The organism is Thalassospira sp. CH_XMU1448-2 (genome assembly GCF_037027285.1).
In the GTDB taxonomy this organism is placed as follows: Bacteria; Pseudomonadota; Alphaproteobacteria; order Rhodospirillales; family Thalassospiraceae; genus Thalassospira; species Thalassospira profundimaris_C.
Genome location: NZ_JAYMEA010000004.1, coordinates 39,405 through 54,663, shown reverse-complemented (window position 1 = coordinate 54,663; position 15,259 = coordinate 39,405). Strand labels below are relative to the sequence as shown.

10 protein-coding genes are annotated in these 15,259 nt (G+C 54.7%); 3 read left to right on the top strand and 7 right to left on the bottom strand.

Translation table 11 applies throughout. From position 1 onward, the window contains the following. Positions 1-6: 6 nt before the first annotated feature. The 3 genes from WA318_RS15315 to WA318_RS15305 form a co-directional block, all read right to left on the bottom strand. Positions 7-1,311 carry an adenylate/guanylate cyclase domain-containing protein gene (locus tag WA318_RS15315; protein ID WP_114098418.1) on the bottom strand — a complete coding sequence of 435 codons (1,305 nt, stop codon included), beginning with the start codon at positions 1,309-1,311 and terminating at the stop codon, positions 7-9. Between the two features lie 196 nt (positions 1,312-1,507). Then, positions 1,508-3,151 carry an ATP-binding protein gene (locus WA318_RS15310; RefSeq protein ID WP_336082488.1) on the bottom strand — a complete coding sequence of 548 codons (1,644 nt, stop codon included), beginning with the start codon at positions 3,149-3,151 and terminating at the stop codon, positions 1,508-1,510. Then, positions 3,148-3,873, bottom strand: coding sequence for a response regulator (locus WA318_RS15305; protein ID WP_336082486.1), 726 nt, complete (start codon positions 3,871-3,873; stop codon positions 3,148-3,150). Before WA318_RS15305 ends, WA318_RS15310 begins: the two co-directional genes overlap by 4 nt. A 207-nt stretch (positions 3,874-4,080) precedes the next feature. On the opposite strand from WA318_RS15305, the gene WA318_RS15300 reads away from it, so the two are divergent. Continuing rightward, positions 4,081-4,761, top strand: a complete 681-nt coding sequence (locus WA318_RS15300) for a hypothetical protein (RefSeq protein WP_336082484.1) — start codon at positions 4,081-4,083, stop codon at positions 4,759-4,761. Between the two features lie 211 nt (positions 4,762-4,972). Further along, positions 4,973-5,437, top strand: coding sequence for a GNAT family acetyltransferase (locus WA318_RS15295; RefSeq protein WP_336082482.1), 465 nt, complete (start codon positions 4,973-4,975; stop codon positions 5,435-5,437). Positions 5,438-5,442: 5 nt separating this feature from the next. Here WA318_RS15295 and WA318_RS15290 read toward each other — a convergent pair whose 3' ends face one another. The 4 genes from WA318_RS15290 to WA318_RS15275 form a co-directional block, all read right to left on the bottom strand. After that, positions 5,443-7,236 carry a Na/Pi cotransporter family protein gene (locus tag WA318_RS15290; protein WP_336082481.1) on the bottom strand — a complete coding sequence of 598 codons (1,794 nt, stop codon included), beginning with the start codon at positions 7,234-7,236 and terminating at the stop codon, positions 5,443-5,445. Positions 7,237-7,435: 199 nt separating this feature from the next. Beyond that, positions 7,436-8,980 (bottom strand): glycerol-3-phosphate dehydrogenase, encoded by a 1,545-nt coding sequence (glpD, locus tag WA318_RS15285; RefSeq protein WP_336082479.1) that lies wholly within the window; start codon positions 8,978-8,980, stop codon positions 7,436-7,438. 255 nt (positions 8,981-9,235) lie between these two features. Continuing rightward, positions 9,236-11,176, bottom strand: coding sequence for an asparagine synthase (glutamine-hydrolyzing) (gene asnB, locus WA318_RS15280; protein ID WP_114098424.1), 1,941 nt, complete (start codon positions 11,174-11,176; stop codon positions 9,236-9,238). Positions 11,177-11,415: 239 nt separating this feature from the next. Beyond that, on the bottom strand, positions 11,416-13,314 hold the full coding sequence (locus WA318_RS15275; RefSeq protein ID WP_336082476.1) for a sigma-54-dependent Fis family transcriptional regulator: 1,899 nt from the start codon (positions 13,312-13,314) through the stop codon (positions 11,416-11,418). A gap of 364 nt (positions 13,315-13,678) precedes the next feature. On the opposite strand from WA318_RS15275, the gene exaC reads away from it, so the two are divergent. Beyond that, the gene (gene exaC, locus WA318_RS15270) at positions 13,679-15,199 is read left to right on the top strand and encodes an acetaldehyde dehydrogenase ExaC (RefSeq protein ID WP_114098427.1); all 1,521 of its coding nucleotides are present in this window, start codon (positions 13,679-13,681) and stop codon (positions 15,197-15,199) included. Positions 15,200-15,259: the final 60 nt, after the last annotated feature.

The following is a 15,259-nucleotide window of genomic DNA, read 5'->3' as shown; positions in this document are numbered from 1 at the left end:
GCTTGATTAACCGGCCCGCATCAGTTCGATCCGGTGGCAAGCCTCGGAGAAGTCAGGGGCGAACAGTTTGACGCTGACACCGGTTCCCTGAAGCTCATAGGCGCCCATTTCCTGCGTCGGGCAGGAAATGAAGCTTGCGACCGTCTGGCTGACCAGAACGCGTTTGCCAAGTTGCTTGGTCAATTGTTCAATCCGGGCGGCTTCGTTTGCGGCCTGCCCGACCACGGTAAAGTCGACACGCTCGGACACACCGACATTACCGTAAATCACATCGCCAACATGCATGCCAAGGCCATAGTCAAATGGCGGTTTGCCGGACTCTTCGCGCGTGGCATTCAGCGCATCAACATTAAGCTGCGCCTCGGCTGCGGCATAAAGAGCGGCAAGACAGGCTTCTTCGAGATTGTTTTCGTCTTCGCCAATCGGGAAAATCGCAAGTGTCGCATCCCCGATATAGCGTAAAACCTGTCCACCATGCTTAAGCACAGCCCCCGCAGTGGCTGCAAAGAAATCATTCATTTCCCCAAGAAAGGCATCATCGCCAACATGTGTCGCAACTGATGTCGAATTGCGCATGTCCGAGAACCAGATCACCGCACGGGTCTTGGTACTGTCACCAAGCTTGATCTGGCCGTTACGCACACGGCTCCCGGCGTCCGAGCCAAGATAGGTTTCGAGAATGGTACTGGTTTCTTCATGATTGATACGCATCTTGCACGATACGGCAAAACGGCGCTGAATACCCGAAAGGATCGCCAGATCCTCGTCCGAGAAACCGCTGGGACGACGGGTCAGATAGGTCATGAAAATGCGGTTGCTATCAAGCGTGCTGTCACGGTCGGTAACAAACGGGGTCATCAACGCATAATAGTCCGTCCCACGGTTGCGGCGGAAACTTTCAAGAACCGGAAAATCGATCACCGCGCTTGGCCCGATCAGATGTCGGCGCATGAAGCTGACATCATTATCGAGCATCCATTTCATCGGGCTTTCGGCCCAGTCCTGATCCTGATCACCAACCCCCATATGGGTTGAACGTTCGACCTGCCCGCTTTCCTTGTTCCAGATATAGGAAACCCCTTCGTAAAGGGGATGAAGGGTCTTGAAGGCGACCATCACGCGGTCAATCGGGATGCCCGATGCGACAAGGCGGCTGACCATCCCTGACAGAAGTTCGCTGATATCGGTATCATCAAGCGCACATTCCATCAGCCAGTCATTGACAGAACGCACAAAGCCGCGCGCTGCCTGGGCATTGTTGGTGCCCGGTAGCGAGGTCACGACTGCTGAGTCCTGGCCGTTATTGTTCATTGTTCGCTCCGTCCATTTTCGCGTTTATTTTTGCATTGCATAGATAGAACAGCAATGCCAATTCGCAATTATTGATTTGGAAACAATCTATTTCCCGGCACACAAATGACCATTAGTCATTAAAAACGCAAGGGCAAGTTGTCAAAAATTCTTAACCTTATGATTTTGCTGAAACCTCACCAAAACCGGACGTAATCTACGCTTTGGTATCCAATCTTGCCGGTGGAAGGTATATCCGCGCCAAAAGCCCGCCTTTCGGGGACTCTTCAAGGTAAATCTCCCCGCCATGGGCACGAATGGCGGTGCGCGCGATGGCCATTCCAAGGCCGATACCCCCGGTGTCACGATTGCGTGATTCTTCAAGCCGGAAGAACGGTTCAAACACCTGTTCGCGTTTATCAACCGGAATCCCCGGCCCGTCATCGGCAATTTCAATCCACAAGCCATCATCATCGGCGTCGCGCACATTCACCTCGACATGATCGCCAAACCGCAATGCATTGGATACCAGATTGCCAAAGGCCCGTTTGACCGAAAGCGGTCGACACGGATAAATCCGCGTGGCCCCGTCTCCGACAAAGGAAATCGGGCGACCGGTTTCCGCCAGATCCTCGACTGCGGATTCAACAAGGGCGGTGATGTTGATCTTGCGGGTATCTTCATTTGCCGTTTCTTCACGGGCAAAGGCCATTGCCGCTTCGACCATCTGTTCCATTTCGTCAAGCGTCTCAATGATCCGCGAACGGTTTTCGGGATCGTCAACAAATTCAGCCCGCAGACGAAGCGACGTGATCGGCGTGCGCAGATCATGGGAAATGGCAGCCAGCATCCGCGTGCGATCTTCGACAAACCGCTTAAGGCGTGCCGTCATGCGGTTAAAGGCCTTGGCTGCACGTCGAATTTCAATCGGGCCGGTTTCAGGTACCGGTTCGGGATAATCCCCGCGCCCGACCCGGTCGGCGGCATTGGCCAAAAGCACCCATGATCGCGAGATGCGCCGCGTGATAAAGAATGTGATCACCGCAATCACCAGCGCGGACAAGGCAACGCGCAGCACATTGTCAAAGACAAACCATGGCGGCGGCATCACACCGCCAATCATTGCTTCGAGCCAGACTTGTGGCTGGACATCGGTGCTGTTGCGGTTCGAGGGTGCCTCCGCCGGACCATTACCATCAAATGATCCATCGCCCGGAATACCGCCCGAACCATCGCCAGATATCGGGATGATCGGAACAGCAATCTGCATCACAGGTGCGACATGGCAGTCAAAGCGCTCCATATAGCGGAATTCCCACGGTGCTGCGCGTTTATCATGGTCATCATCGTGTTTGTCGCGATCATCGTGATCAGACGTACGCTTTGAGCGTTCCTCGCGGTATTGGTCCAGAAAGGCGTCCTTGGCGTGTCGCAGGGATTTGCGTTCGGCCCAACAGTCATCTTCTGTCAGGATTTCCACCCGTGCAGAAATCCCGGGAACACTTCCTGCCCCGGACGTCAGAGCTTCGTTCAGTTTGCCTGTAAGATTGTCAGAGATCTGCCCGTCCGAATGTGCGACTTCGGTCTTGTCGACCAGTCGCAAACGGGTTTGCGGTGACTGGGCGACACGCAGGACGTCGACCCAGTTATCCTGCGGTGTTGTCGTCAAAATACGTGAAATTGCCGCCACACGTGACAATGCATTTCCGCGCCGCTCGGAGGCCAGCGCATCACGGCGTTCATCGGCCAGCATCACGCCCAGCACAATATGGGTCAGGATAATTGCACCAAGCAGAAGACAGACAAGCTGCCCGGTAAGACTTTGAGGCCAAAGACGTTTGATCAGACGGCGCTTGGTCATCTCTCGACCACCTCGCAGGTGAACATATATCCCCCGCCCCAGACAGTTTTGATCAGGGTCGGGTTTTTGACATCGGTTTCGATCTTTTTACGCAGACGGCTGACCTGATTATCAATGCTGCGATCAAAGGGCACGGCTTCGCGTCCACGGGTAAGATCCAGCAACTGGTCACGGTTAAGCACCATGTTGGGATGTTCGACAAAGGCGCAAAGCAACCCGTATTCCCCGGCACTCAGCGGCAGGACCACATCATTGGCATCGCGCAATTCATGGCGCGTGCGATCAAGTATCCATCGATCAAAATGGACTTCCCCACCGGGAAGCGGTCCCTTGCGCCCGACCGGAAGACTTTGCGCCCGGCGTAGCACCGCCTTGATCCGCGCCAGTAATTCGCGTGGATTAAACGGCTTTGCCAGATAATCGTCCGCCCCCATTTCCAGACCGATGATGCGATCCGTCTCCTCGCCAAGGGCGGTCAGCATGACAACCGGCACATCATAATTCTCGCGCAGCCAGCGACACAAACTTAGCCCGTCTTCACCAGGCATCATCAGGTCAAGCACGATCAGATCAGGCGAGACGTCATCAGCCATCATCTTGCGCAATTCGCGACCATCAGACGCCAGTGACACACGATATTCATGTTGACGCAGATAGCGCCCCAGAAGATCGCGAATATCACGGTGGTCATCGACAACAAGAATATGGGGCTGGTCGCTCATTTGCGGTCCTGTCATTGGAACGGTCTGCTCAGTGTAACTTAGCGCGTTGGCATTTGGGGCAAAAACGGCAATTTGTATCAAATTGTCGCATTTCGGGCTTTTGGCAAATCTTGCGACCAATTTGCCGGTTCTTCGGGATCATTTCGCGACAATCATCGGCGATAACAGACCTCAACAAGCGATCCCCCCAACCGTAAGAGGTTTACGATGAAGCCCACCAATAAAATCAAGATTGCAGCTGCCCTGTTTGCATCAACCCTGATTGCGACCCCGATTGCAGTAGCCTATGCATCACCTAGCGATCGTGGCGCACCAAGTGAATGGGCGATGTTTGGCGGCGACCATCATCGTGGTGACAAATCCGGCGGTGAATGCGCTGAGCGTGGCAAGCGTGGCGAACATGGCAAAGGCGGCATGTTTGGCAGCCAAGCCCGCGAACGTGCAACCCCGCTGACCCCGGCCGAGGCCCGCATTCTGGTCGATGCCATGCTTCTGAAATCCAGCTCGGCTGATCTCAAGACCGGAGATGCCCTTGCGGCAGAAGAACCGGGCAAGATCGACGTCCTTCTGGTCAATGCCGAGGGCGACGTAGTTGAAGTCATCTCATTTGATGCCAAATCCGGCCGCATGGACCGCGAGGAACGTCGTGACTTACGAAAACTGATGCCACGCCCGGATAAGGCAGAACGCTATAGCCAAAAATTCACCGCCGATCAGATGAACCTTCTGGCCAATGCGATGGTCATCCGGTTTGGCAATGGTGAACTTAAACTCGACAAACTGGCAGAAACCCCGCGTGGCACCTATACCGCGACGGTTACCAATCAGGCGGGTGACATTGTCCGTGAAATGGAACTCAGCAGCGTGACCGGCCGCCCGATCAGCTAAGATCAGCCGAAACGAACCCCTGACACAATCCCCACCCCGGTCCGGGGGCTTCATTCCCAACCGATACCCCGGACACTCCCCAGTGCCTCCAAGGTTTCCCCCTTGGAGGCACTTCTTATGTGTCGTTGATTTTTCATGTTTTTTTGGTTTGACGACCACAATCCTGATCATCATTCTTGGCGATTAAAAACTGCGCCCCGAAAGAAAAACAATGACGAACATGACCGCCCCAAACGACAGCCCAAGACCGGCCACCCTTGATGACATCCCCGCCCTGACACAACTTTGGCAGGATACCGGCCTTTATCGTCCCTATAATCCGCCCGCGTGGGATATCGGCTTTGCGGTCAATGCGACCGATGCGACCCTTCTTGTCTGGGAAGATAACAGCGATAACATTATCGGGTCCGTAATGGCCGGTCACGATGGCCACCGCGGATGGGTCTATTATCTGGCGGTTGCTCCGACGCTTCAGAAATCCGGGCTTGGTCGCAGACTTATGGACATTGCCGAAAGCTGGTTACGCGATCAAGGTGTCTGGCGCATGCAATTGATGGTGCGTTCGGAAAATAGCAAGACACAGGATTTCTATCGCCATCTTGGCTATCGCGCGCTGGATGTCACCGTAATGCAGAAGGATATCGACACTCCCCCGCTTGAACGTCAAACCTCCTAGGACGATCAGGACCCGGTGGCAGCATCGGCAACGGTTTGCATGTCCTGACCATTGTCCGATGGCGCCTTGTCATCAATCACGGCAATCGTCGCGTGGGCTATGCGACGCGCGCGCTCAAACAACCGATAGATGCGTTCAACCAGCGCCACATTGATGCGATAGCACCGGATATCCACATCACGCGGACCGATGGCATCGCTGATCCGGCGCAATGTCAGCTCCATCTTGTCGGTGAATTCGGCCTTGCGTGCCAGAACGGCCATGGCCGTTTCACGATCTTCGCTTGAATAGGCGGTAAGTGCCTGTTTGAGACAATCCTCGCCGATCTGAAACAGCTCGGCCAGCTGGGTGCGCCGTTCCTGGGACGGGATTTGCCCGATATCCATCAGCTCCGAAACCATATCCACCATTTCCTCGGCGACAAGATCCCCCACCGCTTCAAGGTGGTTACTGACTTCAAGTTCGTTTTGCAGCCTTCTTTGTTCCGAAGGCAAAAGCTCTGACCGGCGGACCTTGCTGGCAAACAGTGCAATCGCGTCCTGAAGGCTATCGACACCGTCATCAAGCTCGGCAATGTGTTGCAGTCTGGTACTGGTCGGCTTCCCCAGATTTTCGCGACCGCGACGGACAACATCAGTCACGATATCCCCCATGTGGATGACCTCGTTGCGCAAAAGCGCAATTGCCGCTGCGGGCGTGTCGGTCACTTCATGCATCAGATATTTCGGGCTGGGATCAAGCGGCGGGTCAATGACGGTTTCAAGCGGCACCAGCTTTTCGATCAGCCGGGCAATCCACGGCACGAAACCGATCATCAGGATCACATTGGCAATGTTGAAAATGCTGTGTGCATTGGCAATTTCGCGCGCAATATCGGTACTGCCGCCATTGGTCACATACGTGATGTCAGACACAAATTCCGACAATTGCGAAATAAACGGAAGCCACAACAACACTCCGCCAATGTTAAACAGCACATGTCCAATCGCGGTCCGCAAGGCATCCCGGCCCTTGCCGATTGTCACCAGAAGGGCGGTAAAGCAGGTCCCGATATTGGCTCCGAAAATCAGGGCTATCCCGCCATCAAGACTGACAAGGCCCTGCCCGGCCAGAACAATGACAATCCCCGTTGTCGCGGCACTCGATTGCACAAGGGCGGTAAAAACGGCGGCAACAATGATGGCAAGTACGGGGTTTTGCATCTGGGCCATCAGATCGATAAAGGGCGGATAGGTGCGCAGTGGTTCCATCGCGTCGCTCATCATGCCCATGCCAAAGAACAGCATCCCCATGCCAAGGATCGCCTTCCCGGCAAGGGCAACACGCTTGCGTGTTCCCATCATGGTCATGGCAAAACCGATCGCGATCACCAACGGCGCGATGGCCTCGACCTTGAATGCGATGATCTGAGCGGTCAGGGTACTGCCGACATTGGCCCCCATGATCACGGCAATTGACTGGGCAAAGGGCATCAACCCCGCCGACACAAAGCCGACCACCAGAACCGTCGTGACACTGGAAGACTGCACAAGCCCGGTCACCAGCGCACCCGATGTTGCCGCCATAAAACGGTTGCGCGTCATTTTTGACAGGATGAAGCGCAGCTTTGCACCGGCAAGGGTCTTAAGCGCACTTGCCAGATGATCCATTCCATAAAGGAACAGCGCAAGGCCCCCGACAAGTCCGACCGCCATCCAGCCCGCTTGCAACGTTCCCCCGTCCTCGGCTGCCTGTGCAGTCGAAAGATCAAGAACGAAGAAGGACAGACTTAACAGCAATAGGCGAAGGAGCCCGGACATTCAAAACCCGCCGCAATCAAGGACAACCAGCCCACAAGCATTACTACAGCCCGCAATAATTGTCAGGATTTTCAGAAGCCTGGCCACACACATTTCGCAAGACATCCGGACGCATAAAACAACAGGGGCAGCGCACGATATGGATCGGTGCGCTGCCCCTGTTCTAAATTTCCAACCTGTCTGACGACAGATATCGCATCTATTGCGCAGCGATCACGCGTTCTGACTGCTTTTCCTGTGCCAGACGGGTTTCAAGTGCAGCAATCTGCTCCGCACTCAGACGCAGGCCAAGCTTGGAACGTCGCCAGATCAGGTCATCAATCTTGCGAACCCATTCATGATCAATCAGATAGCGCAGTTCCGCTTCATAGAGGTCATGACCATAGCATGTGCCAAGGTCGGTCATTTTCGATGCGGTTCCGACAATCAGTTCAATCCGGGTGCCATAGGCACGCAGCAACCGTTTCAGCAACCCGCGATCCATCCAGCCATATTGACCGGCATAAAGCGCAAGCGCCTCGTCATAGGATGCATTGGGGAAATCGCCACCGGGCAGGGTTTCACGTGCGGTCCATGGCGCATCGCGGGTGCCAAGCTGCTTGGTGATGATCTGAAGCGCATGTTCCGCCAGCTTGCGATAGGTGGTGATTTTCCCGCCAAACACATGCAGTGCCGGGGCAACCCCGTCATTGGCTTCAAGTTTAAGGGTATAATCACGCGAAACCTTTGATGCATTTTCGCTTTCGCCATTTCCGGCATAAAGCGGACGCACACCGGAATAGGTCCAGACGACATCGTCGGACGATATCTGTTTTTTGAAGTAACCGCTGGCAAGCTTGCACAGATAATCGATTTCGGTCTGATCGATTTTGACCTTGGCCGGGTCACCGGCGAAATCAACATCGGTGGTTCCGATCAGGGTAAAATCATCCTGATAGGGAATGGCAAAGACGATGCGCCCATCGCCATTCTGGAAGATATAGCAATAGTCATGGTCAAACAGCTTGGGCACGACAATGTGGCTGCCCTTGACCAGACGAATATCGGCCTTGGTATCAGATTGCACCACACCGTTTTCCGGATTGATCAGATCAGCACACCAGGGTCCCGCCGCATTGACCAGCATCCGCCCCGACACCTGCCGTTCTGCGCCGGTTTCCTCGTCGCGCAAGGCAATCTGCCACTGATCTTTGATGCGCTTGGCACCGACACATTTGGTGCGCGTCAGGATTTCCGCGCCAAAGCCGTTGGCATCAATGGCATTAAGCACCACCAGACGCGCATCATCGACCCAGCAATCGGAATAGACAAAACCCTTCGTCACGCCATCACGAAGCGGCGCACCCGATACATGCTTGGCAAATGAAATGCCCTCGGAGGCCGGAAGTTTTTTGCGGCCTCCAAGATGATCATAAAGAAACAGTCCAAGACGGATCATCCATGCCGGGCGCAAATCCTTGCGGTGCGGCAACACAAAGCGCAGCGGCCAGATGATATGCGGCGCATTGCCAAGCAACACTTCACGTTCGGTCAAAGCTTCGCGTACCAGCCGGAATTCATAATGTTCCAGATAGCGCAAACCACCATGGATCAGCTTGGTACTGGCTGACGAGGTTGCGCTGGCCAGATCATCCTTTTCACAGAGCAGGACCTTAAGGCCACGCCCCGCCGCATCACGGGCAATGCCGGCACCGTTAATGCCGCCACCAATAATGATCAGATCGTAATGTGCAGTCGTCACCATGCGGGGCCTCTTTCAGCCAAAGGAATCTCTCTTTGATCTCAAAATAGTTCATTTTCGAAAATTTTCAAGTTTCGAATTGTGACATTTATTCGACACAGCCATGCCTGTATCGCATGCACCAACTGTCAGATGCAGGTCAGACAGCATGAAAATTTTGAAAAGTTCATTTTTGAAATAAATTGAAAAACCCCGCCTGATATTCGGGCGGGGCGTTCATGGATGCAATGAAATCGGAATGTCGGGTTTGTCAGCCCGTCAGGCCAGCCAGCGTTTCTGCCAGTCCGAGAGCATGGAAATCGTCCAGAGCTGATGACCCCAGTTGCGTTTGCCGCTCATATGTTCGTTCTGCAGCTTTTCGATCTGACGGCGGTCCAGACCAAAGTCCTGATAAAGTGCGTCATTGGCCAGAAGATCGCCCATCCATTCACGCAGCGGCCCGCGCAGCCATTGCGCCAAAGGCACGCCAAAACCGGTTTTCGGGCGATCAATCATTTCGCGCGGCACATATTTATACAGAATCTGGCGCAGGGCATATTTGCCGGTCGACCCATTCATCTTGAGCCGTGCGGGAAGACGCCAGCCAAATTCGATCACGCGATGATCGATAAACGGCACCCGGACCTCAAGCGAATTGGCCATCGATGCACGGTCAACCTTGGTCAGAACATCATCAACCATATACATCATCGTATCCATGATTTGCATGGACGAGACATAGTCAAGATTGCGGTTCCGACAGAACATCTCGCCCGGAACGCGGAATTTCTTGCGCGAGGAACGGCTGCCCAGAAGCTTGTCGCTATCAAACAGCGACAGCAGCGCATGATACCGGTCGAGATCATCCCTGATCGCCAGAAGCGGGGCAGCCTTATGGATTTTATCGCCAATCGCACTGGTCGAAAGCTTGCCCGGAACCAGCCCGACAAGATTGTCCCATTGCTCTGGTGACAGCATGGTCAGACCACGCGACACAAGTGACGCGCCAAACGGAATACTGCCTGCTGCGGCACTCAGCTGCTTGGCCCAAAGATAACGGGTATAGCCGCCAAATGTTTCATCCCCGCCATCACCGGAAAGCGCAACCGTGACTTCCTTGCGGGTCAGGGCCGAAATCAGATAGGTCGGAATGGCCGAGCTGTCAAAGAACGGCTCGTCATAGGTTTCCGAAAGCTTCGGCACCAGATCAAGCGCATCCTTGGGCGTGACATAAAGTTCGGTATGATCGGTTTTAAGATGGCGCGCCACTTCACCGGCAAAAGCCGCCTCGTTAAAGGCTTCGTCTTCGAAACCGACCGAAAATGTTTTGACCGGACGATCCGAAACCGACTGCATCAGGGCAACAATGGTCGATGAATCAATCCCGCCCGACAGAAATGCGCCCAGCGGCACATCGGCAACCATGCGGCGCTGAACAGCATCCCGCAGCAAATCTTCAAGCGCATCAATCGCGCTTTGATCATCGCCGCTCCATGCATGTTTTTGCCCGTTGAGGACTGCATCCTCAACCGACCAATAGGCCGTCTCGGTTGCCTGATCGTGCGAGGTTACCTCAAGAATATGACCGGGCTTGAGCATCTTGGCATGCGCATAGATCGAAAGCCCCGATGGCACATAGCCAAAGCGAAGATAGGCCTCAAGACCAGCCTGATTGACTTCGCGTGAAATGGCACCACCGGCCAGAAGCGCTTTGACTTCGGATGCAAAGCCGATATTGCCCTCATAGCGCGACCAGTAAAGCGGCTTGATGCCAAGACGGTCACGCACAAGCGTCAGTTTCTTTGCTTCCTTGTCCCACAAGGCAATCGCAAACATGCCGATCAGGCGCTTGATCGTATCGCGCACGCCCCAATGGGCAATGCATTCAAGGATGACTTCGGTGTCGGAATGCCCACGCCAGGCAACATTGATATTGGCCGCAGCCAGCTTCTCGCGAAGTTCCGGCGCGTTATAGATCTCGCCATTATAGACCATGACATAACGGCCATTGGCCGAATGCATCGGCTGTTTACCGGCATCAGAAAGATCAATGATCGCAAGGCGGCGCTGGCCAAGTGCCAGACCATTATCGGAATCAACCCAGACATCGCCGCCATCAGGGCCGCGATGATGCAGTGCCGCATTCATGCGCGATACAGCATCGCCCAATCCGCTTGCGTCACTTTGTCCAGACAGCCATAAACCGGCAATTCCACACATAAAATAATCCTGTAAAACCCTGCCGTTACTTAAAACAATAACGGCACATTCTACAATGAAAACATTCTGCAAACCCGATGCTGCACACATAAAAATGCCCGGATGAGGTAATCCGGGCAATCTGGCAGGTCGGCATTCGGATCAATCACACCTGAAACGCGTCAAAGCCGCCCTGCAAAAGGATAAGGGTAGGCTCTTTGGACGAAACATACGCGACCAAAGGGGTATGACGCGGCAAGTCAGCGCCTCTCGATTCCCAGTCGGGCCATCCGGCGATAGAGCGTGTTGCGCCCGATACCAAGTGCCTTGGCCGTGTTGCTGATATGCCAGTGATGATCGTCCAGAAGCTGGCGCAACGCGCCTTCTTCGGCCCGTTCAATTGCATCGCGCGCCGATGTTGCGGGTTTGATTGTCTCAATGCGGAAATCGTCCGGAAGATGATCGCCTTCAATCACACCGTTCTCGGCAAAGACACTGGCATATTGCAATACATTGATCAGTTCGCGCACATTGCCCGGCCATTGATGACGGGTCAGAAGTCTGATCACTTCATCACTGCATTCGACATAATCATTCGACAAAGCAGCCAACAACCGCCCGATCACATCTACAATATCACTGCGTTCGCGCAAGGGCGGAACGGCAAGACGCGCGCCCTTGATCCGATAGAGCAAATCTTCGCGGAACTTGCCATCCGCTACCGCCTGATTGAGATCGACATTGCTTGCACAGATCAGGCGGAAATCGACCGGCACCGACTTGGTACTGCCAAGCGGTTCGACCTTGCGGCTTTCAAGAACACGCAACAGCCGTCCCTGTGCGGCAAGCGGCATATCTCCGATCTCATCAAGAAACAGCGTTCCACCATTGGCTTCGCGAATGCGCCCGCCAAATCCGTCTCTTGCTGCCCCGGTAAAGGCCCCACCAGCATGGCCAAACAGTTCGTTTTCAATCAATCCTTCGGGCAGGGCTGCGCAATTGATCGCAACAAAGTTTCTGGATTTTCCAAGGGTTGCTTCATGGATATGACGCGCCAGATATTCCTTGCCACTGCCGGTTTCACCCGACATCAGGATATTGATATCGCGCGCATGCAGACGCGTTCCGATATCGTAAATCCGGCGCAATGCCGGATCACGATCCGCAATCTGCGCAATCTTCCTTGCAGGTGCGGGCGTTCTGCTGGCAATCGGGGTAGATCGCCCGACATAGTGACGGCGCATCCGTTCAGGCATCGTCACAGAGCCAAACAGAACCCCGCCCCCGGCAATATTAAGCGCCATGGCCGATGAATTCCCGCCGTCCTGTGCGGTGAATTTCGACAACAGGGCATCGACATCCATCTCGAACATATCGGCGATGTCAGTAGAATTGTTGGCTGCGGCAAGAATGCGGCGCGCTGTTGACGTCGCCCCGTTGATCTTGCCATCCGGGGCGATTGAAATCATCGCATCGCGGGTCGATCCGACATGCCGAGCCTCGGGGTGAAGATGAAGGATCACATCGCCAGCCCGTTCATCAAAAAACAGGATGCGTTCAAGTGCATCGGCGTAATCAGCCACCATGCCGCGCACGCGCAGGCAATCGGTGCGTTTGATATCATCGCGCACAGCCGATACATCAAGCACCGAGCACACCTTGCCATCAGGATCGAAGACCGGGGCGGCAGTGCAGGTCAGCACGGAATGCTGGGACAGGAAATGTTCATCCTTATGGATGGTGATCGGGCGTCCTTCAACAATACAGGTACCAATGCCATTCGTACCTTCACGCTCCTCGCTCCAGACTGCGCCGGGCAACAGGCCGTTGGTCCGAAATGATGGCAACAGGGAATGGGCGGCAACACTGTCAAGGATCACGCCGCTATTATCGGTCAGAAACACCGCATAACCCGACGCATCAATCTTGCGATAAAGGGTCCGGACGAGATCATGGGCATGGTGATAAAGCCGCCCGTTGCGATCACGCAATTGACGGGTCTGGCTTTCGGGCATGACTTCGGGACGGCGCAAGGTGTCATGAGCCAGACCAAAGCGTTCTTCACACCGTTGCCAGCTTTCAAGCACCGCACGATTTTGCGCACCACCGCTAAGTTGCAATGCTGCTTCTATCCGTCCGCCGGGAAGGTTTCCTGACATAGACGCTATCTCCCTTGTGTCGGTGTTTTGCCCGGAATTTTCCGGTGGCGCGGCTTGTGCCGCATCCGATCACAATGGCAATCGTACCATATCGGGGGCCCTTCACGCCAAACAGTTTCGCGGTAAAAAATCCGTTCAATCCGGACTGTTCCATTTTTGGAACAATTTGCGCCGTTTGTATCGGACTGTTCGCCGTCCGTCTTTGCCTGGCGACCTTTTCGGCATCCCGGTAACCGCATGAAAACCGGTCATTTTTCGCCCCTATCCCTAAACGTGACCAAAGTGGCATGACCTTTGCGGATAAGGCACCGTCACAATCAAAAAGCGGGCGAAAAAATCGCCTGTCGATCTCGGAGGAACCAAAATGATCTACAAGAATCCAAATGACGCCGGCAGTCCGGTAAGCTTCAAGGGCCGTTACGAGAACTTCATCGGCGGCGAATGGGTCGCTCCGTCCAAGGGCCAGTATTTCGAAAATGTCTCGCCGGTGAATGGCAAACCATTCTGCGAGGTCGCCCGTTCATCAAGCGAAGATATCGAAAAGGCACTTGATGCTGCCCATGCTGCTTTCCCGGCCTGGGGCAAAACATCGGTGACCGAGCGTGCCAACATGCTCAACAAGATCGCTGATCGCATGGAAGCCAATCTGGAAATGCTGGCTGTTGCCGAAACTTGGGACAATGGCAAGGCCGTGCGCGAAACGCTGGCCGCTGACATTCCGCTGGCGATCGATCATTTCCGCTATTTTGCTGGTGCCATTCGCGCACAGGAAGGGTCGCTTGGCGAAATTGATGACAATACGGTCGCCTATCACTTCCACGAACCACTTGGTGTGGTTGGCCAGATCATTCCGTGGAACTTCCCGATCCTGATGGCGGTCTGGAAACTGGCACCGGCCCTTGCCGCAGGCAACTGCATTGTTCTGAAACCGGCCGAACAGACCCCGGCTTCGATCTGCGTCCTTCTGGAACTGATTTCCGATCTGATCCCGGCAGGTGTCGTCAACGTCGTACAGGGCTTTGGTGTCGAAGCCGGCAAGCCGCTGGCACAAAGCAACCGCGTGGCCAAAGTCGCCTTTACCGGTGAAACCACCACCGGTCGTCTGATCATGCAATACGCATCGGAAAACATCATTCCGGTGACGCTTGAGCTTGGTGGCAAGTCACCGAACATCTTCTTTGAAGACATCATGGCAGCAGATGACGATTTCCGTCAGAAAGCCGCCGAAGGCATGGCCATGTTTGCCCTTAACCAGGGCGAAGTTTGCACCTGCCCGTCGCGCGCCATCATTCAGGAAAGCATCTATGACAAATTCATGGATAGCGTTCTGTCGCGTGTTGCAAACATCAAACAGGGCAACCCGCTTGATACCGACACCATGATGGGTGCACAGGCCTCGACCGAGCAGATGGAAAAGATCATGTCCTATCTCGATATCGGCAAACAGGAAGGTGCAGAAGTCCTCTGTGGTGGCGACAAGGCGGATCTGGGCGGCGACCTTGCGGGCGGCTTCTATATCCAGCCGACCATCTTCAAGGGCCACAACCGCATGCGCATCTTCCAGGAGGAAATCTTTGGTCCGGTTGTTTCGGCAACCACCTTCAAGGACGATGCCGAAGCCCTTCATATCGCCAATGACACGCTGTATGGCCTGGGTGCCGGTGTCTGGACGCGCGATGCCAACCGTTCGTACCGCTTTGGCCGTGATATCAAGGCCGGTCGTGTCTGGACCAACTGCTATCACCTCTATCCGGCCCACGCGGCCTTTGGCGGTTACAAGCAGTCGGGCATCGGCCGTGAAAACCACAAGATGATGCTCAACCATTATCAACAGACCAAGAACCTTCTGGTTTCCTACGATCCGAAACCGATGGGCTTCTTCTGATCGCGCAATGACCGTGACCGGGCGCATCTCCTCCCGGATGCGTCCGGTCGCCTTTCGCGA

Bases quoted from the DNA above. Each gene is read 5' to 3' on its own strand.
- WA318_RS15315 (WP_114098418.1), bottom strand. From the start codon at position 1,311: ATGAACAATAACGGCCAGGACTCAGCAGTCGTGACCTCGCTACCGGGC.
- WA318_RS15310 (WP_336082488.1), bottom strand. From the start codon at position 3,151: ATGACCAAGCGCCGTCTGATCAAACGTCTTTGGCCTCAAAGTCTTACC.
- WA318_RS15305 (WP_336082486.1), bottom strand. From the start codon at position 3,873: ATGAGCGACCAGCCCCATATTCTTGTTGTCGATGACCACCGTGATATT.
- WA318_RS15300 (WP_336082484.1), top strand. From the start codon at position 4,081: ATGAAGCCCACCAATAAAATCAAGATTGCAGCTGCCCTGTTTGCATCA.
- WA318_RS15295 (WP_336082482.1), top strand. From the start codon at position 4,973: ATGACGAACATGACCGCCCCAAACGACAGCCCAAGACCGGCCACCCTT.
- WA318_RS15290 (WP_336082481.1), bottom strand. From the start codon at position 7,236: ATGTCCGGGCTCCTTCGCCTATTGCTGTTAAGTCTGTCCTTCTTCGTT.
- glpD (WP_336082479.1), bottom strand. From the start codon at position 8,980: ATGGTGACGACTGCACATTACGATCTGATCATTATTGGTGGCGGCATT.
- asnB (WP_114098424.1), bottom strand. From the start codon at position 11,176: ATGTGTGGAATTGCCGGTTTATGGCTGTCTGGACAAAGTGACGCAAGC.
- WA318_RS15275 (WP_336082476.1), bottom strand. From the start codon at position 13,314: ATGTCAGGAAACCTTCCCGGCGGACGGATAGAAGCAGCATTGCAACTT.
- exaC (WP_114098427.1), top strand. From the start codon at position 13,679: ATGATCTACAAGAATCCAAATGACGCCGGCAGTCCGGTAAGCTTCAAG.